This window comes from Hymenobacter properus (assembly GCF_015694735.1).
GTDB lineage: Bacteria > Bacteroidota > Bacteroidia > Cytophagales > Hymenobacteraceae > Hymenobacter > Hymenobacter properus.
This window is the reverse complement of record NZ_JADQDP010000001.1, coordinates 498,351-521,487: the sequence shown is the minus strand read 5'-3', so window position 1 is coordinate 521,487 and position 23,137 is coordinate 498,351. Positions and strand designations below refer to the sequence as shown.

Here is a 23,137-nt window from a genome sequence, read left to right as displayed (position 1 = left end):
GTGCGAACAAGTCGTTTTAACGTGAAAAGGTCCTTCGCTGCCCACCGAATGACAGGCAATGTTATTCGGCCAAAGCCATCCTTTACTTCAGCCGCACCAGCGTGGCGCCGAAGCCGAACTTGCCCTTCTGCGCGTCCTCGAAGAACTTGATGTCCTTGTTGCGACTCAGCTGGCGGTGGATTTCCTTGCGCAGCGTGCCATTGCCGAGGCCGTGGATGAACACAATCTCGTGCATGTTGGTAGCCAGCGCGCGGCTCAGCGCATCCTCAAACGCATCGAGCTGCAGGCGCAGAATGGCCGTGTTGCTCAGTTCCTCTTTGTTGTCGGGGCGCAGGGCTTCGAGGTGCAGGTCGAACTCATGGGGCGGAGCTACCACGGGCGCGGCCGGCTTGGGCGGCGCTGCGGCGGCTACTACGGCGGCCGGTTTGGCGGGAGCATCGCCGCTGAGCTGGGCCTTGAGCGCGGCGGCGTCCACGCCGGCCGGTTTGGCCGGGGCAGCGGGGACTGGCGCTTCTTCGGCTAGCTTTTCCGGGGCGATGGCCGCGGCCGCCTTTTCGTCGAGCTGAAACAGGTAGGCGTCTTTGCCAATCACCGGTGCGGGCTTCTGGCTACCGTAGAACGTGCTGGCCTTAAAGGCCTGACGCTTGGTAATGAGCTCATACGCCGCGTCGCCGTTGAGCTTGGTGGGCAGCAGCTGAAATACGGCAGCGGGCCAGGTTTCGAAATCTTTCAGGTGCAGGAAGGAGAGGGCCTTGCTGCTGGCCTTGGGCCCGAGCTTGTCGGCGGCCAGGGCGCGGTAGGGGCGGGCGCTGGTTTCTTCGCCGTAGGTGAATAGCACGTCGGCCTCGGTGTTGTTGATGAGCGTGACGGCCAGCAGCTCCGGCGACTGATGCACCAGGGCTAGAAACAGGCCCTTGGCCGCGGCCGCCTGCTTGCTGGTGTTGCTGGCCGGGCCGCTGCCGGCCGGTTTGGCTATGCCTGCGCCGCTGGAGGCCGCCGCGGCCAGCGCCTGCTGCAGCGAGGGCTGCGCCGGTTTGGCTGGGCCGGCGGGCTGGGCCTGCGGGCGCTTGGTATTGTCTTTTTTGCTGGCGTTGGCGTTGCGGCCGGGCTGCTGGCCGGGGCCGTAGTTGGGGGCCGCGCGGTCGAAGTTCTTGCCTTCTTCCTGGGCCACTACCACTACCTCGCGCCGCAGCACGGGAATGGTAAAGTCGTTATCGATGGCTACTTCCACCAGCTCGCTGTCGAGCAAGCGGGTAACAATGCCTTCTTCGGTGCCGGTCAAGAGCCGGACTCTGTCTCCTACGTTCATAATGCTAAGGGTTTGCGCCGGGCGGCGCGGTTCTCAGGGAAATACGGAACTGGGCCCGCACCCGGACGGATTCGTCAAAAGTAAGGCCGCGGCCCGCACTACATGTAGAGCCCGTGGAAGCCAAACCCGTTCCGTGGGTTGTATTCCAGGGCCGGGGCAGGCAGGTGGAAAATGCTAAGGGCGTAAAACACCTTTTTCAGCAACGGGCTGCGGGTGGGAATGCGGCGCAGGTCGACATCGACCGACAAATAGAACTGCCGGTAGGGGCGCAGGCCGGCCGCGGCGTTGGTGCCGTCGTCGTTGTACACCATGTCCTGGCCGCCGTAGCCCAGGGCCGGCTGCAGCCAGCGCGGCCAGCGGTTGCCGGGCCGCAGAAAGGCACCCACGTCGGTGCAGAGCCAGTAGGTTTGGCCGTTGTAGTCTTTGAGCAGGCGCTCTGCCACGGTTTTGCCCAGCACGTTGGGGCGCTGCTTGGCGTAGCTGGTGAGGTGAAATGACCATTTGGGCATGATGCGCACGTCGTGCCAGGCCAGCTGCTGGGCCAGCAGCCCGGCCGAGCCCAGGAAGTTGGCGGCCAGGTCGGTGGCCGAGGCCCCGTAAGCCGGGTCGCGGCCGTCGAGCAGCTCAATGGGGCTCTGCACCACGAAACCCACGAAGGAGCCGTACCAAATGGCTTTTTTCTCGCTCAACCCAGCCCAGCGCAGCATATCGACGGCGCCGCGGCTTTCCTGAAAGGCGCCCCAAAAGTGCCCGCATTTGTCGAGCTGCTGCCACTCGGGCAGGTCGTTGAACCAGTGCAACGGCACCCGCTCGCCGGTGTACCAGGAGGTGGTGAGGCCGGTGTAGAGCACACCGTAGCTCAGGGCCGAGCCGCCCACCACCAGCCGCAGCCGGCGCCGCCGCTGCGCCAGCGAATCGGTGGGGGCCGCAGCCTGCCGCGCGGTGGTGTCGGCGCGGAGGGGCTGGGCGCTGGCGGCGGGCCCGCCGAGTAAGAAACTGCCCGCCGCCAAGCCCATCAGGCACCCGTGCCGCAAGGGAACAAAAAAGCGGCGAACAAACTTCATAGCAACGCGAATACGCTGCAAAGGTAGGCCGCCCGGCGCGCTCACTTCGAAGCGGGTGCTTATCTTGCGCTATCGTTTGCACACGCACGCGCCGGTCCTTCATTCATCCCACCAAAAATTCCCCCAATGCAAACATTTACCCGATTAGCCACCCTGCTGCTGAGCCTGCTGGCTTGGGCAGCCCAGTCCCAGGTGGTGACTACCTCGCCGGTATTCTTCACCGATACCACGCCCGTCACCATCACCTTCGACGCCACGCAGGGCAACGGCGCGCTGGCAAACTTCACCGGCAACGTCTACATCTGGACCGGCACTGTCACCAACCTGAGCAGCAGCCCCACTAACTGGCGCAACGTGCACAGCCCCAGCTTCAGCACGGCCGACCCCACGGCCCTGATGACGCGCGATGCCAGCAACCCCAACCTCTACCGCATCACCTTCACGCCCCGGACGTACTACCCCATTCCGGCGGGCGAAACGCTGCTGCGGCTGGGCATGATTTTTAAAAATGCCGACGGCTCTCTGGTGGGCCGGGCTTCGGGCGGTGGCGACATTTTCGTGGACGCCGCCCAGGCGGGCCTCACGGCGCGCATCACCAGCCCGGCGCCCGGAAATGGTGGCAACCCGCTTTTTGTGAATCAGAACGCGCAGGTAAGTGTGACGGGCACCGCTTCTGCCTCATCTAATTTGGCATTCAGCCTGAATGGCACGCAGGTGGCCACCCAGGCCAACGCCACTACGCTCACCAGCAACGTGACCATTGCCCAGACGGGCCGCAGCGTGGTGCGCTTCACGGCCACCAGCGGTACCTCCACGGCTGTCGACTCCATCGTATTTGTGGTGCGGCCTACCGTGACGGTGGCGGCCCTGCCGGCCGGTACCAAGGACGGCATCACCTACCTGAACGGCGGCACCTCGGTGATTCTGAACCTGACGGCGCCCAACAAGCAGTTTGTGTACGCCATTGGCGAGTTCAACAACTGGCAGACGCTTAACTCGGCCTTCATGAACCGCACGCCCGATGGCAACAACTGGTGGGTGCAAATCAACGGCCTGACGCCCGGCCGTGAGTACGCTTACCAGTACTTGGTGGACGGCGCCCTGCGCGTGGCCGACCCGTACTGCGAAAAAATCCTCGACCCGAACGACGACCGGTTCATCCCGGCCATCACCTACCCCAACCTGAAGCCTTACCCCACGGGCTCAACTACGGGCATCGTGTCGATACTGCAAACCAACCAGACGCCTTATGTGTGGACGGCCACCAACTTCCAGCGCCCCAGCCGCGCCGATTTGGTGATTTATGAGCTGCACCTGCGCGACTTCCTTTCTACCAGCCATGACTTCCAGCGCCTGCGCGATACGCTGACCTACATCTCGCGTCTGGGCATTAATGCCATCGAACTGATGCCCATCAACGAGTTCGACGGCAACGATAACTGGGGCTACAGCCCCGATTTCTACTTCGCGCCCGACAAATACTACGGCACCAAAACGGCCCTGAAGCAGCTCATCGACGAGTGCCACCGCCGCGGCATTGCCGTGATTCTGGACATGGTGTTGAACCACTCCACCGGCCAAAGCCCCATGGTGCAGCTCTACGCCGACGCCAGCGGCAACCCCGCCGCCAACAACCCCTGGTTCAACCAGACGGCGCCGCACCCCTACAGTGTGTACAACGACCTGAACCACGAGAGCGCGCTCACCAAGTACTTTTCGAAGCAGGTGATGACTTTCTGGCTGCAGGAATACCACATCGACGGCTACCGGTTTGACCTGGCCGGCGGATTCACGCAACGCCCCAGCACCACCAGCACCTACGGCAACTACGACCAGTCGCGCATCAACATCTGGCTGGATTACTACCAGCACATGATGAGCGTCGACCCCACGATGTACCCCATCCTGGAGCACTTCCCTGACAACTCGGAGGGCAGCACGCTGGCCAACGCCGGCCTGATGCTGTGGGGCAACGCCAACTACAACTACAACGAGGCCACCATGGGCTACCTGGCCGGCTCCAACTTCAGCTACGGCTACTACGGCAGCACCGCCCAGGGCGGCCGCGGCTGGAACAGCCCCAACCTGGTGACCTACATGGAAAGCCACGACGAGGAGCGCCTGATGTACAAGAACCTCACCTTTGGCAACTCCAACGGCTCCTACACCACCCGCGACCTCAACACGGCCCTGGCGCGCATCGAGCTGGCCTCGGCCTTCTTCTTCACCGTGCCCGGCCCCAAAATGGTGTGGCAGTTCGGCGAGCTGGGCTACGACAAGTCCATCTTCATGTGCTCGAATGGCACGGTGCCCACGCCCTACGGCAACGACCAGTGCAAGCTCAGCGCCAAGCCCGACGTGTGGCCTTACTACCAGAACGCCAACCGCCGCCAGCTCTTCGAGGTGCAGCGCGCCCTTATCAACCTCAAGAAAAAGGAGCCCGTGTTCGAAAACCCTACCACCTACACGCAGTCCTTGGCTGGCGCCGGCAAAACCATTCACCTGAGCAATGCCAACACCAACGTGACCATTGTGGGCAACTTCGATGTGGTGTCGACGACGGTAGACCCGGCCTTCCAGAGCACCGGTAAGTGGTATAACTACCTCACCGGCGACAGTATCAACGTGAGCAACGTGAACGCCCTGCTCACCCTGCAGCCCGGCGCCTATGCCGTGTACACTTCGCGCCGCATCCGCAAGGCTACGCTGCTGAACGCCCGCTCTCAGGCCGCCACGGTCCTGCAGCTCTCCGCCGCTCCCAACCCGGCCACCGGCACCACGCTGGTGAACTACGAGCTGCCCACGCCGGCCGCTGTCACCGTCACCGTGCAAAACGTGCTGGGCGCCACCGTGCGCACCCTGGCCACGGGTCTGGCGCAGTCGGCCGGCCCGCACAGCCTGAGCCTGCCCGTCGAGGGCCTGGCCGCCGGGGTATACCTCGTGCGTCTGCAAACGCCGCAGTACACGCAAACCATCCGGTTGGTAGTGCAGCGCTAGGCTGAGAATTATTTGAATAAAAAAGGCCGCTTCTGCAAAGAAGCGGCCTTTTTTGTGTGGTTTGGGCGGGCTGCCGGCTTTTCGCCGGCTGTCCGCTTGTCGTGAGCGTGGAACTGTACTTGCGACAAGCGGACAGCCGGCGAAAAGCCGGCAGCCCGCGCGGTTAGCGGTTATCCTCGTGGTAGCCCACCAGGTCGTCGATAGGGGAGCGGATGATTTTGCCCACTTCCATGCCGTGGCTTTTGGCTACCTGCGTCAGCACGTCGCGGAAGTTGTAGCCCACCGAGCCGATGCAGTTGAAGGTGTATTCCTGGTAGCGCGGGTAGTGCAGCACCAGGTTTTGGAAGAAGGCCTCGAAGCCTTCGTGCACGATTTCGCGGCAGTAGGGCACGTTGTTGTGGTCGTAGGCAAACTTGGCGAAGCTGGCCAAAAAGCGGTTGGGCAGCGGCTGGTTATAGAGGCGGTCGAGAATCTCGTTGCGCGTGCCCAAGTGATACTCTTCCTTGAGGGCCTCCTGCAGGCCGTCGGGCAGCAGGCCGCGCAGGTAGTCGCGCAGCAGGCGCTTGCCGAAGTAAGAGCCCGAGCCCTCGTCGCCCAGGAAATAACCCAGCGAATCGACGTTGTAAGTGATTTTCTCGCCATCGTAAAGGCAGGAGTTGGTGCCCGTGCCGAGAATGGCGGCAAAGCCCGGCTTGCGGCCCAGCAGCGCGCGGGCGGCAGCCAGCAGGTCTTCGGTCACGTGGGCTTTACAGTTCGGGAAGAGCTTGCGCAGGGCGGCGGCAATCACCTCGGCCTTTTGGGCCGACGATACCCCGGCACCGTAGAAATACACGTCCGTCACCTGTTCGCGGGGCAGCGTGTCGGGCAGGTTTTTCTCCAGCGAAGCCACAATGCCGGCCGTGTCGATGAAGTCAGGATTGTAGCCTTCGGTGTTGAAATAAACGCGGTTGTTGGCGTCGTCGAGCTGGCACCAGCTGCACTTGGTGGAGCCGCCATCGGCAATTAGAATCATAGAAAACAGGTTGGGTTGGGAGCGACTGCGAAAGTAGTGATGAACCACCGACCAGCCATTAAAAAAGCCCTGTCGACGCGCGGCAGGGCTTTTTTAATGGCATTCATCAGTGAGAACAATCCATGCTACTGGATGGTGTACGTCAGCGTGTTTATGTTCAGCTTGATGGTTTTCACGCCGGCAGTTGTAACAGCAATGTTGGGGCCGTTGACCACTACGGGGCCGCCCGTGCTGGAGCTGCTGCCGTAGTTCAGCGTCCAGGCACCATCGGCCCGGAATTTGAACTCACCCGCGTTCATGTTCCGCGTCACATCGAAGGTGTTGGTGGTGCAGTTGTAGGTCATGGGCAAGTCCGTGTTCCAGTCTACACCAGCGGTGCCAATGATGGACCACGTGTGCGAGCCAGCCGGGGGCAAGCACACCGTGTACGAAGTTGCCGTGAGCGGCACGGGGTTCGACACAAAGGTGTGAGCATCAGAACCGGCCACAGCCGCTACGCGGGCAAACACGGGCGTAGCCGTACCAGCCTTCAGGCCAAGGGTAGTCAGCGCCGTATTCAGGTCGCTCACCGTGATGGTTTTGGAAGTGCCGCTGCCACCATCAATGATGGCGGGATAGCCAAAGCCGTCGGCTGTTTTCGACAGCTGCAGCTGGTAAGTAACGGCCGGCGTCTTGGTGTAAGCCGTGCCATTTAGGTTCAGCTTCACGGGCGTCCAGGTGTAGGTGATGGCGTTTTGGGAGCCATTGGCCTGGGCCAGCACCAGCGTGTTCGCCGAAGCCGTCAGGGTGGGGGTTGCCGAAGGGGTTACGGTCACCTTGTCTTCGTCCTTTTGGCAGGAAGCCAGGGTGGCTACTGCAAAAGCAACGGCCGTGACTTGGGTAAGCCAGTTTTTCATGATGGGATTTTTGATTGAATTGGTGAGGGTCAGCATTCCGATATACGCTTGGCTGCAACACGCTGGATTTGGCAAAAGTGCCAACTCAGCAACACGTATTGATTGTGGCAAGCGCAGGAATCTGTGGGCATAAAACAAGCAAGCGAAGAGGCTGAACCGGTACGGGCCGGTTCAGCCTCGCTTGGTCTTAGTAACCGGGGTTCTGCTTCAGGTTGGGGTTGGTTGTCAGGTCCGAAGCCGGCAGCGGGAACAGCTTGTACTTGGCATCGACGCCCTGCCCGGCTGCTACCCCGCCTTTCCAGGGCCAGAGGTAGGTGTTTTCGGTGAACTTGCCGTAGCGAATGAGGTCGCTGCGGCGGGTGCCTTCCCAGTGCATTTCGCGAGCGCGCTCATCCAGGATGAAGTCGCTGGTCATCTGGACATCGGTGATGTCGGCCGAGCTGGTGCCGGTGAGGGGGAAACCAAATGCGCGGCGGCGGATTTGGTTCACGTAGCCCAGGGCCGTGGCGCGGTCGGCATTGCCGCGGGTGGCGGCTTCGGCGTAAATGAGCATCATGTCGGCCAGGCGCAGCATCGGGAAGTCAACGCTCGAGAAATTCTGAGCGCCCCCTTGGGCCGCACCGGTCGAAGTGATATTGCGGTATTTCAACACGCCCAGGCCCTGAGTAAACTGGCTGAGGTCGTTGATGGCCAGCGTCTGGCCCTGGGTATAGAACCGGCCGCGGCGGTCGCGGGCCGTGTCGCCCCCGGCCAGGAAGAACTTATCGAACAGTGCGCTGGTGGTGCGCAGGCCGCCCCAACCCGTGGTCTGGCCCACTTTACGCTGCCAGTTGGCATCGGCGCCGCTCGTGGCCCCGTTCACCAGGAAGGTGGTGCCGCCGTAGCTCTGCACGCTGTTCACGTCAAAAATCACCGGCCAGATGATTTCGTTTTTAGCCGGCGCCAGGTTGTTATCAGCCAAGAACAAGCGGCCGTAGGCCGACGCCGCCGGGGCAGCCGTGCTGTTCAGCGAGTAGCCTGATTTAATCACTGCATCTGCCTCGGCAGCCGCTTTGGCGTACTGCGGCGTGCCAGTGTACACCGCGGCGTTCAGGTAAAGCCGAGCCAGCATGCCGTGGGCCGCAGCCTGGTCTACGCGGCCGTACTCGTTGCTCCGGGCCGGGGCAAGGTCGGTGGTCAGGGCCGTCAGTTCGCTTTCCACGAAGTTGTAGAGCTGCTGCCGGGTGTAGTACACCGGCAGTGCACCGCCCACCACGTCGTTCTCGGTCACGAACGGACCGTTGCCAAACAAGTCGATGATGTGCATGTACGCCACGGCCCGCAGGAACCGGGCTTCGGCCCGGTACACCTTGCCTTGGGCCACGTCGCCGCCCAGGCGGCTGCTAAGCTTGTCGTCGGTAGACTCGCGCAGAAACTCGTTGCAAAGAGCAATTTCGGTGTAGATGCGGCTGTAAATACCGCGGGTCAGCGGGTCGGTGGCGTCCCAGTTCATGCGGTGCCACTCCTGCACGCCCGGGTCGTTCCAGGCAATTACAGCTTCGTCGGTGGTCAACTCCTGGGCGCTCCACCACTGGCGAATATAATCCGAGGTGCCGGCGTCGATGCCGCCGATGTCACTCGAGCTGGGGCCTGTAGAGCCGGTGAGAGCGAAGCCGCCGTAGAGTTTGGCCAGCACCTGCTTGTAGCCGGCCAAGCCGGTGTACACCTTGTCGGGCGTGAGCTCGTACTTCGGCGTCTGGTCCAGGTCTTTGGTGCACGAAGTGCTGAGGGCCATGAGGGCGGTGCTCAGCGAGAGGGCCGTCAGCCCCCGGTAAACCATGTTTTTCATGAGTCGTGGTGGGAATTAGATGCCGAGGGCAATGCCGAGCGTGTAGGTGCGGGCACGCGGATAGAAGTTGGAATCGATGCCGCCCGATACTTCGGGGTCAACACCTTTGTACTTGGTAACAAGGAAGGCGTTCTGCACGTTCGCCGTGATGCGCAGCGACGAGGCGCCGAGCACCTTGCCCACGTTGTAACCCAGCGAAATGTTTTCGGCGCGCAGGAACGAAGCGTTCTGCACGTAGTAGTCCGAGAACAGCTGCTGGCGGGTAAAGCCGGTGTTCAGCACGTCGGGGCTCAGGTTGCTCACGAACAGGGTCGAGCCCTGAGCGTTGGCGTATGTGCCGAAGTTGGCAGCGTTGGAGTTGTATACGTAGTTGCCCACGTTGCCGCGCAGCGTGAAGGCAAACACCAGCTTTTTGTAGGTCAGGTTCGAGCTGAAGCCGAGCGTCACGAGCGGAGCCGACTGCTTGTAGTGCACATAGTCAGCGTCGTTGATGATGCCGTCACCGTTGCGGTCCACGTACAGACCTTCCACGGGCCGGCCGTCGGCGCCATACACCTGCTGGGCCACAAAGAACGAGTTGATGGGGTAGCCCACCGACTGAATCTGGATGGTGTTGCCGGTGCCGCCGCCGATGCCGCCCACTTTGTAGCCGGCGAAGTTCTCCTGCTGCGGGCCCAGGTCCGTGATTTTGTTCACGTTGTAGGCGCCGTTCAGGTTCACGTCCCAGTTCAGGTCGGTGCTGCGCAGCACACCGTAGTTCAAGCCCACTTCAATGCCGCGGTTGCGCAGCGAGCCAATGTTTTTGTTGAGGATGTTGGTCAGGTTCGAGCCTGCTGCAAAAGTAACGGAAGCCAGCAGGTCGGTGGCCTTGCGCTCGTACACGTCGATGGTGGCCGTCAGGCGGTTATCCAGGAAGCCCAGGTCCAGGCCGGCGTTGAGGGTGTTGGTGTTTTCCCAGTGCAGCGTGGAGTTGTAGCCTTGGGGTGCGTACGTGGGTACCACCGTCGATACGCCACCCAGCGGGTAGGAAGTCGACGAGCCGCTGATGACGTAGCGGGGCTGCGTGTCGTAGTAGCCGCCAATTTCCTGCTGGCCGGTGCGGCCGTAGCCCACGCGGATTTTGAATTCCGAGAACAGCTTGCTGTCTTTCAGGAACTCCTCGTTTTTCACGCGCCAGGCCAGGCCCAGGGCCGGGAACCAGCCGCTGCGCTCTTTCTCAGCAAAGCGCGAGGTCCGGTCGTTGCGCAGGGTAGCCGTCAGCAGGTACTTGTCTTTCACGTTCATCGTGGCACGAGCAAAGTACGACAGAATTACGAGCTTACCGTAGTAACCCGCCGTGGTCAGCGTATCGGCCGGGTTGTATTTCGTGGTGCGGTTGTAGCGGTAGGTCAAGAAGTTGGGGCCTTCCGATACAAAGCTCTGGTAGGCGTGGCCGGCTTGCACGTCGAACCGCGTGCCGCCCACCTGCTTGCCGTAGGCCAGGTAAGCTTCCAGCAGCTTCATGTCTTTGTTCTGGGCGTATTGGCTGTAGCTGCCATTCAGGCCGGCGTTGGTAGCCGCGGCCGCCGAGGGGTTGAAAGTGCCAAAGTCCGTGGGCTGAATTGTCTTGCTGCCGTTGCTGCGCGACACGTCGAGGCCCAGGTTCAAGTTAGCCCGCAGGCCTTCAATGCCGTGCACCTTATAGTCGAACTGCACGTTGCCGATGAGGCGCTTCACCCGGCTGTTGTCGTTCGTGTTATTCAGCGCGGCCACGGGGTTGCCCGGGGCGTTGCCCAGCGGCTGGCCCACCGAGTTGGTGAACTGGTTATAGCCGCCGTAGCGTGCCAGGCGCGACTCGGTCGACTGCACCGGCTGCGTGGGGTCGTACAGGGCGGCGTTGGCCACCGTGCCGTAGTCCACAAAACGGTTGTCGAGAACAGCCCCTTTGGCATTGATGTCGATGCGCAGGTGGTTGTCGAGCAGGGTAGGCGTGAGGCTTACCGAGCCCGAGTTACGCTTCAGGCTGTTGGTGATGACAATGCCTTCCTGGTAGAGGTTGCCGTAGGAAACGCGGAAGGGGACCTTCTTGGCCACGGTGCCAATCAGGCTCACGGTGTTGTCGTAAACGGCAGCCGTGCGGAAAATTTCATTCTGCCAGTTGGTGTTGGCCGTGCCCAAAGTCGCGTATTGCGAAGGCGCGCCGTTGGCTTGCACGAGGCTGCGGAACTGGTCGGTGCTCAGCGTTTCGTAGCGACGGGCCACGGTGGCCACGCCCAGCTGCGAGTTCAGCTCCACACGCAGCTTTTCGCCTTGCAGGCCCTTTTTGGTGGTCACGAGGATAACGCCCCCCGAGGCACGGTTGCCATAGATGGCCGTGGCCGAAGCATCCTTCAGCACCGTCAGCGTTTCAATGTCGCTGGGGTTAATCAGCGAAAGCGGGTTGGAAGAACCTTTGATTTCGTCCTTGTCTACCGGCACCCCGTCAATCACATACAGCGGGTCGCTGTTGGCATTGAGCGAGGTGTTGCCGCGAATGCGGATGGTGGTACCGGTACCAGGGGCGCCGCCGGCGGAGGTAATGGCCACACCGGCCACCTTGCCCTGAATCAGCTGCTCGGGGTTGGTTACCTGGCCCTTCACAAACTGGCGGGAATCGATAGCGGCCACGGCCCCGGTGATGTCCTGACGGCGCTGCGTGCCGTAGCCCACCACCACCGCTTCCGACAGCTGAGTGGTGTTTTCGGTGAGGCCTGCCGACACTTCCGTGTTCTGGCCGGCTACCACCGTAACGGGGCGGCGCACCGAGTTGTAGCCCACAAACGAGATAACCAGGGTTTGCGGACCGGCCGGCACGTTCTGAATGCTGTAGGTGCCGTCCACGTTAGACGAGCCGCCCAGCGTGGTGCCGTCGATGAGGACGGTGGCGCCGGGAATGCCTTCGTTTTTGCCATCGGTAATGCGGCCGCTAACCGAGCCGGTTTGGGCCTGGGCCGCCAAGGGCAAGCCAAAGGCAGCGAACAGTAGCAGAAACAATAGTTTCGCTAGATAGTGGTGTTTCATGGGAAACGTTTGTTGGTGGGAAAATGGAGTGGTGGGAGTGTAGGTAAAACCAGTGGTAGAAGGATGAGAGCTTTTAGGGGGCGCAAGTTACCCTGAAAACAGCATTAACGCCTATGTATGACGACTTTCGGAGCAAAATCCGGCCTTGAAAAAAGTAGGTATGACGAATAAATCTAAAAGTGAATTTGAGATGCTTTTTAGGTAGTAAACTGTTGAATTATAAAAGTTTAAGCTTATAAAGCTCGGAAAACAGTGATTTCCCCAATTATTACGCTAAAGTAGTCATCTGCAAACGATTGCACAAAGGTTTGAAAGGATAATTTCTCAGGACGCTTTTTTTCTTTTTTCTCAATTTTTTTCGGTGACTTTTTAGAAATCTTTTCTTCGACGAGAAAAGCCTGCCGCTAAATCCGGCCATTAGTTTTCCGAGTACACCTCCGAGCAGGTCGTTGGTTCCAGGCGGAAGGGGCGACGGGCAAGCCCAACGGTATGCACCGACGCTTCATACTTCTGACGAGTAGCTTTTGTTTTTGTTTCGCGCCCGGCCGTTTGCAGCCTCTGGCGAGTTGATTTACGGTAAAAAGCCTTAATTGGTATAGCACTTGCAAGGTGCAAACTGTTCGCCAAACGCATTGCAGAACGAATCGCTGCTTGTTACTTTTGGCTTTTCCCTAGAAAATGAAAAAGCACTTACTGCTCGTTGCCTTGCTCGTGGCTACCGCCGGGTTTGGCGCCGCGGCCCAGTCCCGGCCGGGCAACCGCAAACCCGTTCCCAAGGGCAAAAGCAAGCAGGCACCCGGCACCAAAGGCACCCCCAAAGCCCCGCCCGTGTACTCGCCCATTCAGGCGGGCCGCGCAGACGAAGACGCGCCCCCGCCCATGGTGGTGAGCAAGGTGAAAATCAAAAAGCCCGTGCTGGTGTACTACGAGGAGCCCGCGCCCGGCAAATCGGTGCAGCAGCTCATCATGGCCGAAGAGCACCTGGGCCTGCTTAAAACCCTCGACCTGGAGCACCTCATGAGCCGCCGCGAGGTGTTCGTGGACGGCCTGGGTAACCTGGCCCTGCCCGGCTCCGACGTGAACAAGTACCGCCTGCTGGGCACCAGCGCCGTGGCCGAAGACACCCGCCGCCCCGCCGGCGACGGCCGCAGCTTCTACTCCCGCCTGAAAGTACCGGCCTCGTCGTTCCTCTACGTAGTCCGCGAGTCGGCCGAAGAGTACCGCCACTTCATCAAAGGGCCACAGAAGAAAGGCTCCCTGCTTGACTTCCAGGCCAACGGCTTGCCGGGCATCGACTCGGTGCGGGCCGTATACACGCTGCGCAAGATGGATGCTTCGGAGCGCGGCGCCGGCAGCGGCGAAACCATTCGATGAGCACACTTATTAGGCCTTGTAAGCGGCTGCGGCAAGCCGGACTGTATGGCCTGCTGCTGGCTGCAGTGGTTACGCCAGTGGCCGGGCAAACCATCCTCAAGCTCGACCAGGTGCCGGCCGCCACGCCGTCCACCGACACCTTGTTCGTGGCCGGCTCTTTCAACAGCTGGAACCCGCACTCGAAGCCATACGCGCTGCGCAAAAACGCCGACGGCACCTATCAGGTAACCCTGCCTCCAGGCCTTGGTGCGGTAGAATACAAGTTCACCCGCGGCAGCTGGGCAACGGTTGAAATAGACGATAAAAACCAGGGCATCGCCAACCGCAAGGCCGATTTGGCCAGCACGAAAGAGGTGCACCACCGTGTTTTGGCTTGGGACGACCAAAGCGGTGAGGCCGCCAAGCCGCGCCCGCACACGGCCTCGCCGCAGGTGCACACACTGGCGGCGTCTTTCAACATGCCGCAGTTGGGCAGGCAGCGGCGGGTACTGGTGTATCTGCCGGCCGATTACAATAAACAACCCGCGCGGCGCTACCCGGTGCTGTACCTGCACGACGGCCAGAACGTGTTCGACGAAGCCACCAGCTACGGCGGCGAGTGGGGCGTGGACGAAACCCTGGATAAGCTGCGCCAAACCGGTCAGGATGCCACGGGCAGCATTGTGGTGGCCGTCGACAACGGCAACGAGTTTCGCTCCGACGAATACATTCCCTGGCGCAGTACCCAGCCCGAGCTCCAGGGCCAGGCGCACCAGGGCGGGCAGGGCAGTCAGTATGTTGACTTTCTGGTCAAAACCCTGAAGCCCTACGTCGATGCCCACTACCGCACCCGGCTTGGGGCCGCGCAGACGGGCATTGCGGGTTCCAGCCTGGGCGGACTCATATCGGTGTATGCCGCGCTGAAATACCCGAAGGTCTTCGGGGAAGTAGGGGTGTTTTCGCCGGCCTTCTGGGTGTGCAATGATTCTTTAAAAGCGTTTGCCAGAAAGCACCCCGCAGCGCCCACGGCCCGGTTCTACTTCGTGTGCGGGCCCAAAGAGTCCGAAACCATGCTGCCGCTAATGACGCAGTGGCGCGACGAGCTGCGCGCCGAAGGAGTGCCGGCTGGCAACATTTCCTTTTATGCTCCGACCGATGGCGAGCACCGCGAATGGTTTTGGCGGCGGGAATTTCCGGCAGCCTATCGGTTTCTATTTCAACCCGCAGCAAAAACCAACCAATCAGGTAGTAAGCGCTAGCATAGGCCATGTGTTTGGGAAAGCGCCGATTGTTATTGTTGTGCCTCTGGCAACAAATTATTGCCAAGGTCGTATAAAAATTTGCCTGTATTTGCCGGTATTACAACAAACAGGCTATACCTTTGCATCGCACCTCCAAAAGAAGTGTCCCTTTGATATGACTTTTCAGCGTACTTCCCAAGCTTGGTGGTGGCAGTTCCGAAACCTCGGACCGGCCTGCCTGTGCGCTCGGTGAAATCACGCCTGATTTCGCTTATTCCCACAAAAAGCCCGGCCCCTCGCCGGGCTTTTTGCATTTCCAATCCCTACCCACGCACAAGCTGAAGCTTATGCTCCCACTAACCACCCGCCACCGCCGCCTGCTGGCCGACACCGTGACCCCGGTGGGCCTCTACCTGCGGCTGCGCGACCAATATTCCAACTGCCTGCTGCTGGAAAGCGCCGATTACCACGGCCAGCAAAACGCCTTCAGCTACCTTGTGTGCGAGCCGCTGGCCACGTTTGAGCTGCGCCGGGGCGGCGAGCTGCACCAGCAACTGCCCGGCGCAGCTCCAACCCGCGAACAGTTGGCTTCGCCCCGCGCGGCCCTGGCCCGCCTGCGCGACTTTGCCGCCGCTTTTGCGCCCGACGAAACGGCCGCCAAGCTGCCCTTTATCAGCACCGGACTATTCGGCTACATCGGCTACGAGGCGGTGCAAAGCTTCGAGGACGTGCAGTTGGCGACGGACAAGGTACCGGCCGGCGACATTCCACTTATACGCTACGGCGTGTATCGCTACGTTATTGCCTTCAACCATTTCCGGCAGGAGCTACACTTGTTTGAGCACGGCGTGGCGGGCGAGGAAAACGCGGCGCCTGACGGCCTCGACCGGCTCGAAAACCTGGTGCGCAACCCCAGCGTGCCCAGCTTCGGCTTTGCCACGGTGGGAGAGGAGCAAAGCAACCAGACCGACGCCGAGTTTCTGGCGCGGCTGGCGCAGGGCCAAGCACACTGCCGACGCGGAGATGTATTTCAGATTGTGCTGTCGCGCCGGTTTCAGCAGGGATTTTCGGGCGATGAGTTCAACGTGTACCGGGCGCTGCGCTCCATCAATCCATCGCCCTACCTGTTTTATTTCGACTACGGCGACTACAAAATCTTTGGCTCCTCGCCCGAGGCGCAGGTGCTGGTGCAAGGCCGTGAGGCCAGCCTGTTTCCCATAGCCGGCACCTACCGCCGCACCGGCGACGACGCGGCCGATGCCGCCGCCGCCCAGCGCCTCGCCGCCGACCCCAAGGAAAACGCCGAACACGTGATGCTGGTGGACCTGGCCCGCAACGACCTGGCCCGCCACGGCACCAACGTGCAGGTGCGCACGCTGCGCGAAATCCAGTTTTACTCCCACGTCATTCACCTGGTCAGCAAAGTCACGGCCGAACTGCCCGAAAACACGGATACCCTGCAAGTCGTGGCCGACACGTTCCCGGCCGGCACGCTGTCGGGCGCACCCAAGCACCGCGCCATCCAGTTGATTGACGGGCTGGAGCCCACGGCCCGGGGCTACTACGGTGGCTGCCTGGGCCACTTAGGCTTCGACGGCAGCTTCAACCACGCCATCATGATTCGCTCGTTTCTGAGCACCGGCAACCAGTTGTATTTCCAGGCCGGCGCGGGCGTGGTGGCGGCCTCCAACGTGCAGTCGGAGCTGGAGGAAGTGCACCACAAGCTGGGAGCCCTGCGCGCGGCCTTGCGCGCGGCCGAAGCGGTTAACTAGTGATGACCATGAAAATTCTCGTTCTCGATAACTACGACTCCTTCACCTACAACCTGGTGCAGCTGCTGCGCGAACTTGGTCACGGCCCCTACCTGACGGTGGTGCGCAACGACCAGCTCACGCTGGAAGCCGTGGCAGATTACGACGCCATCCTGCTTTCGCCTGGCCCCGGCGTGCCGGCCGAGGCGGGCCTAATGCCGGCCATCATCAAGCAATACGCGCCTACTAAACGGATTTTGGGCGTGTGCCTGGGCCATCAGGGCCTGGCTGAAAGCTTTGGCGCCGAGCTGTACAACATTCCGGCCGTGCTGCATGGCGTGGCCAATGAAGCTGAAGTGACCGTGCCTAATGAGCGGCTATTTGCCGGCCTGCCCGAGCGGTTTCAGGTAGGGCGCTACCACTCCTGGGCGGTGAGGCCTGAGTCAGTGCCCGCCACTCTGGAAGTAACCGCCCGCGACGCCAACGGCGAAGTACTGGCCTTCCGCCACCGCGAGTTTGACGTGCGCGGGGTGCAGTTTCACCCCGAAAGCATCCTCACCGAGCACGGTGCCCAGATGCTGGCCAACTGGCTGGCGTAGCTATATGCAGCAAATAGGTGGTCATGCTGAGCGAAGCCGAAGCATCACTACCTCAACAGTAATTAATCGTGCTGAAACGAAGCGGTAGAAATGCTTCGGCTTCGCTCAGCATGACGTTCAAAGGCCCATGGCCATCCCAAACGCTTGAAACAGATTCTCACCAAGCTTTTCGACCACCAGCCCCTGACCCACGCCGAGGCCCACGCCGCCATGCGCCAACTGGGCGAGGGTGGCGCCAACCCAGCCGAAACGGCGGCCTTCCTGGCGGTGTACCGCATGCGGCCCATCACCGTGGCCGAGCTGGCCGGCTTCCGTCAGGCTTTGCTCGACCTCAGCCGCGACCCGCAGCTGGGCACCCACGAGGTGCTGGATATTGTAGGGACGGGTGGCGACGGCAAAAACACGCTCAACATCTCTACGCTGGCTTGCTTCATTGTGGCCGGGGCGGGGGTGAAGGTGGCCAAGCACGGCAACTTCGGGGTGTCGTCGGTGTCGGGCGCTTCCAACGTGCTGGCTCATTTCGGCTACGATTTTGAGGCCGGCCCCGACCAGCTGCGGCGGCAGCTCGACCGGGCGGGCATCTGCTTTTTGCACGCGCCCGCTTTCCATCCGGCCATGCGCCACGCCGGGCCGGTGCGGCGGGAGTTGGGCCTGCGCACCTTCTTCAACATCCTCGGCCCGCTGGTGAACCCGGCCCGGCCCGCGGCCCAGCTGCTGGGCGTGTTTAGCCTAGAGTTGCAGCGCCTTTACCACTACCTCATGCAGCCCACCGGCACGCGCTACGCCGTGGTGCACGCCCTCGATGGCTACGACGAGCTGGCCCTCACCGGCCCGGCCAAGGTGGTTTCTTCCTTTGCCGGAGAGCGTCTGCTAACGCCTGAAACCTTGGGCCTGGCTGCCTGCACGGCTACCGACCTGGCCGGCGGAAGCACGGTGGAAGCCGCCGCCGAACTGTTTTTCGACGTATTGTCCGGCAGGGGCAGCGTGGCGCAGCGCAGCGTCGTGACGGCCAATGCGGCCCTGGCCTTGCAGTGCGCCCGCCCTGAGCTTACCTGGGAAGCTGCCCTGGCCCAAAGCCGCGAGTCGCTGGACTCGGGCGCAGCGAAACGAGCGTTTGAAACAATGCTTTCCATCAAGTAAAAAGCAGGACGACAAGTTGATTGTCCATTCCTCACTTCCATAAAGTAATGTCCACCATCCTCGATACCATCGTCGCCCACAAGCGCAAGGAAATTGCTTCCCGCCGCGAGCTGCGGCCCGTTAAATTGCTGGAAAGCAGCTTGTATTTCAATGCGCAGCCGCTGTCGCTGCGCCAGTACCTCACGCGGGCCAACAGCAGCGGCCTTATTGCCGAATTCAAACGCAAGTCGCCCTCCAAGGGCTGGATAAACCGCTACGCCCCCGTGGAGCGCACCACGCTGGGCTACATGCAGGCTGGTGCGGCGGCGCTGTCGGTCCTCACCGATGCCGAATTTTTTGGTGGCCAGAACGAGGACCTGACCACGGCCCGGCGCTTCAATTTCTGCCCCATCCTGCGCAAGGATTTTGTGGTTGACGAGTACCAGGTGCTCGAAGCCAAAAGCATCGGGGCCGATGCCGTGCTGCTGATTGCGGCCGTGCTCGCGCCGGCGGAAATTGACCGGCTGGGGCGGCTTGCCCGCTCCCTGGGCCTGGAAGTGCTGCTTGAAGTGCACGACGCCGAGGAACTGGCCCGCTCGGCCAACGCCGACGCGGTCAGCCTCATTGGCGTCAACAACCGTAACCTGCACGACTTCAGCCTGAGCTTGGATACCTCGTTGGCGCTGGCGGAGGCCATCCCGGCGGAGTTTGTGAAAGTATCGGAAAGCGGCATTTCCAGCGCCCAGGCTATTGGGCAGCTGCGCGCAGCCGGCTACCGGGGCTTTCTGCTGGGCGAGGCGTTCATGCGACACGCTCGGCCCGAGCGGGCCTGCGCCGCGCTGGTGCAGGAACTGGTGGCCTTGCCCAAAACGACGGTCCCAGCATAATCCTCTTGCTTAAAAGCATCATGAAAACCCCTCGCCCCAACCTGGCCGCTCTTGTCCAGGCCACTGGTGTGGCCGGTGCCTCGGCGCCAACCGGCGCGGATGCTCCGCCGCGGCTGCTGGTAAAGGTGTGTGGCATGCGCGACGCCGATGCGCTAACCAAGGTGGCCGCGCTGAAACCGGATTTTCTGGGGTTCATTTTCGCGCCGGCTTCACCGCGCTTCGTGGGCGCGGCGCTGGTGCCAGAGCAGTTGCAGGCGCTGCCACCCGCTATTTGGAAAGTGGGCGTTTTTGTGAACGAAACCACCGACCATATTCTGCAAACCGCGGAGCACTTTGGCTTGGCGGCGGTGCAGCTGCACGGCCACGAAACACCCGCCCAGTGCGCCGCGCTGAGCGAAGCAGGGCTGCTGGTGATGAAAGCCTTTTCGGTAGGGGAGGCGGTTGATTTTGCTGCGCTGCTGCCTTATGTGCCGCATTGCGACTATTTTCTCTTTGATGCCAAAGGGGCTGCACCCGGCGGCAATGGCCTCGTTTTCAATTGGAAATTGCTTCAAGGCTACAACCTGCCCGTGCCCTATTTCCTGGCCGGCGGCCTGGGCCTGGAACACGCTGCCGAACTGGCGGCGCTGCGCCTGCCCGGCCTGGCCGGCGTCGATTTAAACAGTGGATTTGAAACTGCGCCGGGCGTGAAAAATGCCACCCGCCTGGCCCAAATGCTCACGCAACTGCGCTCCGGCGCTTCCTTTCTATGAATCCTGCCACTTCCTATCAGCAACCCAGCGCCCGGGGCTACTACGGCGAGTTTGGCGGCGCCTTTGTGCCCGAAATGCTCTACCCAAACGTGGAAGAGCTGCGCACGCGCTACCTCGACATTCTGGCCGACCCAACCTTCCAGGCTGAGCTGAACCAGCTATTGCGAGACTACGTGGGCCGGCCAACACCCCTGTTTGAGGCCAAACGCTTGTCGGCCAAGTACGGCACCCGCATTTTCCTCAAGCGCGAAGACCTGTGCCACACCGGCGCCCATAAAATCAACAACACCGTGGGCCAGATTCTGCTGGCCAAGCGGCTGGGCAAGAAGCGCATCATAGCCGAAACCGGGGCCGGGCAACACGGCGTGGCCACGGCCACGGTGTGCGCCCTCATGGGCCTGCCCTGCGTAGTGTACATGGGCGCCGTGGATATGGAGCGCCAGGCGCCCAACGTGGCCCGCATGCGCCTGCTCGGGGCCGAGGTGCGCCGCGCCGAAAGCGGCAGCCAAACCCTGAAAGACGCCACCAACGAGGCCATCCGCGACTGGATTGCCAACCCCGTCGACACCCACTACATCATTGGTTCCGTCGTTGGCCCGCACCCGTACCCCGATTTGGTGGCCCGCCTGCAGGCCGTCATCAGCGAAGAGATGCGCAAGCAGTTGCTGGAGCAAACTGGAACCGAGTTGCCCGACTACGTGGTGGCCTGCGTGGGCGGGGGCTCCAACGCGGCCGGCGCGTTCTACCATTTTCTCGATGAGCCCTCCGTGCGCCTTATCGCCGTGGAGGCGGCCGGCCACGGCGTCGACTCCGGCCACTCGGCGGCCACGTCGGTGCTGGGCAAGCCGGGCATAATCCACGGCAGCCGCACGCTGCTCATGCAGGACGAGCACGGCCAGATAACTGAACCTTATTCGCTGAGCGCAGGGCTTGACTACCCCGGCATCGGGCCGCTGCATGCGCACCTGGGCGCCTCGGGCCGGGCTGAGTTCGTAGCCATCACCGACGACGAGGCCCTGGCGGCCGTGGCGGAGCTGAGCCGCTTCGAAGGCATTATTCCGGCGCTGGAAACGGCGCACGCGCTGGCAGCCCTTGGCCAGCTCGGCGCCGGGCCTCAGGAAGTGGTGGTGGTGAACCTCTCCGGCCGTGGCGACAAGGACCTGGAAACCTACCTTAAGAATCTGGACAAGCTCATTTAGCGCAGAGATGAATAGAATTGCCCAAGCCTTTGCCAGCAAGCAAAACCTGCTGAATACCTATTTCACCGCGGGCTACCCCAGCCTGCACGACACCATTCCACTAGCGAAAGCCCTGGTAGAAGCCGGAGCCGACATCCTGGAAATCGGCATGCCCTTCTCCGACCCGCTGGCCGATGGTCCGGTCATTCAGGGGAGCAGCACAGTGGCCCTGGCCAATGGCATGAACCTGCCGGTGCTGTTTGAGCAGTTAAAGGAATTGCGGACGGCAGTGCCCACTACGCCCGTGCTGCTCATGGGCTACCTTAACCCGGTGATGCAGTTTGGCATCGAAAACTTCTTGAAGCGCGCCGCAGAAGTGGGCGTTGACGGCCTCATTCTGCCTGATTTACCCCTTGATGAATACGAGGAGCAGTACCACGCGCTGTTCCAGCAATACGGACTGAAAGCCGTTTTCCTCATCACGCCGCAAACCTCGGAAGAGCGTATTCGCCGACTCGATGCGCTGTCGGATGCCTTTCTCTACCTCGTGTCGGGCCCCGGCACCACGGGTGGTACCACTTTGCCTGATGCCGAAGCCCAACAGCAGTATTTCGAGCGCATCGCGGGCATGAACCTGAAGAATCCGCGTCTCATCGGCTTCGGCATTGCCGACAAAGCCGGCTTCGACCGCGCCTGCCAGTATGCCAATGGCGCCATCATTGGCTCCGCCCTCATTCGGGCGCTGGATGGGGCCGACGATGCGCCGGCGGCGGCCGCCCGCTTTGTGCGAGGAATCCGGCAGGCATAGTGACCATAAGCAATTGTCATCCTGAGCAGTGCGAAGGACCTTGTCACCGCTGAACGATAAGTGGCAATTTTACTTGCGCAGTCGTGAAAAGGTCCTTCGCTGCACTCAGGATGACAGGCAAAAAATTAATCCAAAGCAACTTCCACCGTGATAATCCAACTCGAAAAAAACGCTTCCGTTGCCGCCATCACCGAGCACCTGAAGCAGCAGGGCTACAAGGCCACCGAAGTCACCACCCAGCACGCGCACTACCTGGTGGCCATCGGCAAGCAGGAATTTGACATCCGCACCATCGGCCAGCTGCCGGGCGTGCGCGACGTGCACCGCGTGAGCGACGATTACAAGCTGGTGAGCCGCAAGTGGCGCGTGCAGCCCACTGTGCTCGACCTGGGCGACGGCGTGACCATCGGCGAGGGCTCACTGGCCATCTGCGCCGGCCCTTGCAGCATCGAGAGTGAGGCCCAGATGGAAAAGGTGATGGCCCACCTGCTCGAAAACGATGTGCGGCTGATGCGCGGCGGTGTGTTCAAGCCCCGCTCATCGCCCTACGCCTTCCGCGGCTTGGGCATGGAAGGGCTGAAGGTATTCCACCGCATGGCCCGCGAACGGGGCATCAAAATCGTGACCGAGGTGATGCAGGTGTCGCAGGTAGAGGAAATGCACGACTACGTGGACGTGTTCCAGGTGGGCGCCCGCAACACCCAGAACTTCAATCTGCTCGACGCGCTGGGCGGTGTCGACAAGCCTGTGCTGCTCAAGCGCGGCATTTCGGGCACCATCGAGGAGCTGTTGTCGTCGGCTGAGTACGTGTTTTCGGGTGGCAACGAGAAGCTGATTCTCTGCGAGCGCGGCATTCGCACCTTCGAAACGGCCAGCCGCAATACCTTGGATTTGAACGCAGTGCCCATTCTTAAGGCGAAAAGCCACCTGCCGGTTATTGTTGACCCCTCACACGGGATTGGCATCCGGGAGTTTGTGCCTCAGATGGCTTTGGCCGGCGTGCTGGCCGGGGCCGACGGCATCGTGTACGAAACCCACGAAACGCCCGAAACCGCCGCTTCGGACGGCGCCCAGACGCTGGACTTCGACGAGTCGGCGCGGCTGATTCGCAACCTGCGCCGCGTGTACCAGTTGCGTGGCGAGCTGGAATAGCGAAAAATTAATGAAGCGGAATGCTTGCATTTCCGGAAAACCTCCCTACATTCGTCCCAATCATGCGCCACCTATTCGTCAATTGCTTTAATTACCAGATGACCCCCTGCAAACAGGGCGGACACGGGCTGCGATTGGCGCTACCGGAAGAA

General features: G+C 61.6%; 17 protein-coding genes. 11 read left to right on the top strand and 6 right to left on the bottom strand.

The features are described 5' to 3' along the window. Nucleotides 1-82: 82 nt before the first annotated feature. Both I2I01_RS02300 and I2I01_RS02295 read right to left on the bottom strand, forming a co-directional pair. A complete protein-coding gene (locus tag I2I01_RS02300; RefSeq protein ID WP_211537777.1) occupies nt 83-1,282 on the bottom strand; it encodes a Smr/MutS family protein in 1,200 nt (399 codons plus the stop codon). A 125-nt stretch (nt 1,283-1,407) separates the two neighbouring features. After that, a complete protein-coding gene (locus I2I01_RS02295) occupies nt 1,408-2,373 on the bottom strand; it encodes a DUF2279 domain-containing protein (RefSeq protein WP_211537776.1) in 966 nt (321 codons plus the stop codon). A 126-nt stretch (nt 2,374-2,499) separates the two neighbouring features. Here I2I01_RS02295 and I2I01_RS02290 point away from each other — a divergent pair, with 126 nt between their 5' ends. Then, on the top strand, nt 2,500-5,370 hold the full coding sequence (locus I2I01_RS02290) for a DUF4961 domain-containing protein (RefSeq protein WP_196284795.1): 2,871 nt from the start codon (nt 2,500-2,502) through the stop codon (nt 5,368-5,370). 163 nt (nt 5,371-5,533) lie between these two features. Here the strand turns inward: I2I01_RS02290 and I2I01_RS02285 are convergent, their stop codons facing one another. The 4 genes from I2I01_RS02285 to I2I01_RS02270 all read right to left on the bottom strand — a co-directional run bounded on the left by I2I01_RS02285 (nt 5,534) and on the right by I2I01_RS02270 (nt 12,145). Further along, entirely contained in the window at nt 5,534-6,382 is an 849-nt protein-coding gene (locus I2I01_RS02285) for an N-acetylglucosamine kinase (protein ID WP_196284794.1), read from the bottom strand. Between the two features lie 125 nt (nt 6,383-6,507). After that, complete coding sequence (locus tag I2I01_RS02280; protein ID WP_196284793.1) at nt 6,508-7,278, bottom strand: SusE domain-containing protein; 771 nt, start codon at nt 7,276-7,278, stop codon at nt 6,508-6,510. A gap of 187 nt (nt 7,279-7,465) precedes the next feature. Then, complete coding sequence (locus I2I01_RS02275; RefSeq protein ID WP_211537775.1) at nt 7,466-9,106, bottom strand: RagB/SusD family nutrient uptake outer membrane protein; 1,641 nt, start codon at nt 9,104-9,106, stop codon at nt 7,466-7,468. A gap of 15 nt (nt 9,107-9,121) precedes the next feature. Further along, nucleotides 9,122-12,145, bottom strand: coding sequence for a SusC/RagA family TonB-linked outer membrane protein (locus I2I01_RS02270; RefSeq protein WP_196284792.1), 3,024 nt, complete (start codon nt 12,143-12,145; stop codon nt 9,122-9,124). A 678-nt stretch (nt 12,146-12,823) separates the two neighbouring features. On the opposite strand from I2I01_RS02270, the gene I2I01_RS02265 reads away from it, so the two are divergent. The 10 genes from I2I01_RS02265 to aroF all read left to right on the top strand — a co-directional run bounded on the left by I2I01_RS02265 (nt 12,824) and on the right by aroF (nt 22,985). Further along, a complete protein-coding gene (locus I2I01_RS02265) occupies nt 12,824-13,519 on the top strand; it encodes a hypothetical protein (protein WP_196284791.1) in 696 nt (231 codons plus the stop codon). Further along, nucleotides 13,516-14,757, top strand: coding sequence for an alpha/beta hydrolase (locus I2I01_RS02260; protein ID WP_196284790.1), 1,242 nt, complete (start codon nt 13,516-13,518; stop codon nt 14,755-14,757). Before I2I01_RS02265 ends, I2I01_RS02260 begins: the two co-directional genes overlap by 4 nt. A 329-nt stretch (nt 14,758-15,086) precedes the next feature. Next, a complete protein-coding gene (locus I2I01_RS02255; RefSeq protein ID WP_196284789.1) occupies nt 15,087-16,511 on the top strand; it encodes an anthranilate synthase component I family protein in 1,425 nt (474 codons plus the stop codon). Between the two features lie 8 nt (nt 16,512-16,519). Continuing rightward, nucleotides 16,520-17,089 (top strand): anthranilate synthase component II, encoded by a 570-nt coding sequence (locus tag I2I01_RS02250; RefSeq protein ID WP_196284788.1) that lies wholly within the window; start codon nt 16,520-16,522, stop codon nt 17,087-17,089. Between the two features lie 144 nt (nt 17,090-17,233). Next, the gene (trpD, locus tag I2I01_RS02245) at nt 17,234-18,229 is read left to right on the top strand and encodes an anthranilate phosphoribosyltransferase (RefSeq protein ID WP_196284787.1); all 996 of its coding nucleotides are present in this window, start codon (nt 17,234-17,236) and stop codon (nt 18,227-18,229) included. Between the two features lie 47 nt (nt 18,230-18,276). Beyond that, on the top strand, nt 18,277-19,095 hold the full coding sequence (gene trpC, locus I2I01_RS02240) for an indole-3-glycerol phosphate synthase TrpC (protein WP_196284786.1): 819 nt from the start codon (nt 18,277-18,279) through the stop codon (nt 19,093-19,095). Between the two features lie 20 nt (nt 19,096-19,115). Further along, nucleotides 19,116-19,847, top strand: coding sequence for a phosphoribosylanthranilate isomerase (locus I2I01_RS02235; protein ID WP_196284785.1), 732 nt, complete (start codon nt 19,116-19,118; stop codon nt 19,845-19,847). Next, nucleotides 19,844-21,046, top strand: a complete 1,203-nt coding sequence (gene trpB, locus I2I01_RS02230; RefSeq protein WP_196284784.1) for a tryptophan synthase subunit beta — start codon at nt 19,844-19,846, stop codon at nt 21,044-21,046. The genes I2I01_RS02235 and trpB overlap by 4 nt, the downstream gene beginning before the upstream one ends. Before the next feature lie 7 nt (nt 21,047-21,053). Further along, nucleotides 21,054-21,833 carry a tryptophan synthase subunit alpha gene (gene trpA / locus I2I01_RS02225; protein ID WP_196284783.1) on the top strand — a complete coding sequence of 260 codons (780 nt, stop codon included), beginning with the start codon at nt 21,054-21,056 and terminating at the stop codon, nt 21,831-21,833. Nucleotides 21,834-21,980: 147 nt separating this feature from the next. Beyond that, nucleotides 21,981-22,985: a 3-deoxy-7-phosphoheptulonate synthase gene (gene aroF, locus I2I01_RS02220; RefSeq protein ID WP_196284782.1), complete on the top strand. Its 1,005-nt coding sequence runs from the start codon at nt 21,981-21,983 to the stop codon at nt 22,983-22,985. Nucleotides 22,986-23,137 lie beyond the last annotated feature (152 nt).

Coding starts and splice junctions, on each gene's coding strand:
- I2I01_RS02295 (WP_211537776.1), bottom strand. CDS start 2,373: ATGAAGTTTGTTCGCCGCTTTTTTGTTCCCTTGCGGCACGGGTGCCTG.
- I2I01_RS02290 (WP_196284795.1), top strand. CDS start 2,500: ATGCAAACATTTACCCGATTAGCCACCCTGCTGCTGAGCCTGCTGGCT.
- I2I01_RS02285 (WP_196284794.1), bottom strand. CDS start 6,382: ATGATTCTAATTGCCGATGGCGGCTCCACCAAGTGCAGCTGGTGCCAG.
- I2I01_RS02280 (WP_196284793.1), bottom strand. CDS start 7,278: ATGAAAAACTGGCTTACCCAAGTCACGGCCGTTGCTTTTGCAGTAGCC.
- I2I01_RS02275 (WP_211537775.1), bottom strand. CDS start 9,106: ATGAAAAACATGGTTTACCGGGGGCTGACGGCCCTCTCGCTGAGCACC.
- I2I01_RS02270 (WP_196284792.1), bottom strand. CDS start 12,145: ATGAAACACCACTATCTAGCGAAACTATTGTTTCTGCTACTGTTCGCT.
- I2I01_RS02265 (WP_196284791.1), top strand. CDS start 12,824: ATGAAAAAGCACTTACTGCTCGTTGCCTTGCTCGTGGCTACCGCCGGG.
- I2I01_RS02260 (WP_196284790.1), top strand. CDS start 13,516: ATGAGCACACTTATTAGGCCTTGTAAGCGGCTGCGGCAAGCCGGACTG.
- I2I01_RS02255 (WP_196284789.1), top strand. CDS start 15,087: ATGCTCCCACTAACCACCCGCCACCGCCGCCTGCTGGCCGACACCGTG.
- I2I01_RS02250 (WP_196284788.1), top strand. CDS start 16,520: ATGAAAATTCTCGTTCTCGATAACTACGACTCCTTCACCTACAACCTG.
- trpC (WP_196284786.1), top strand. CDS start 18,277: ATGTCCACCATCCTCGATACCATCGTCGCCCACAAGCGCAAGGAAATT.
- I2I01_RS02235 (WP_196284785.1), top strand. CDS start 19,116: ATGAAAACCCCTCGCCCCAACCTGGCCGCTCTTGTCCAGGCCACTGGT.
- trpB (WP_196284784.1), top strand. CDS start 19,844: ATGAATCCTGCCACTTCCTATCAGCAACCCAGCGCCCGGGGCTACTAC.
- trpA (WP_196284783.1), top strand. CDS start 21,054: ATGAATAGAATTGCCCAAGCCTTTGCCAGCAAGCAAAACCTGCTGAAT.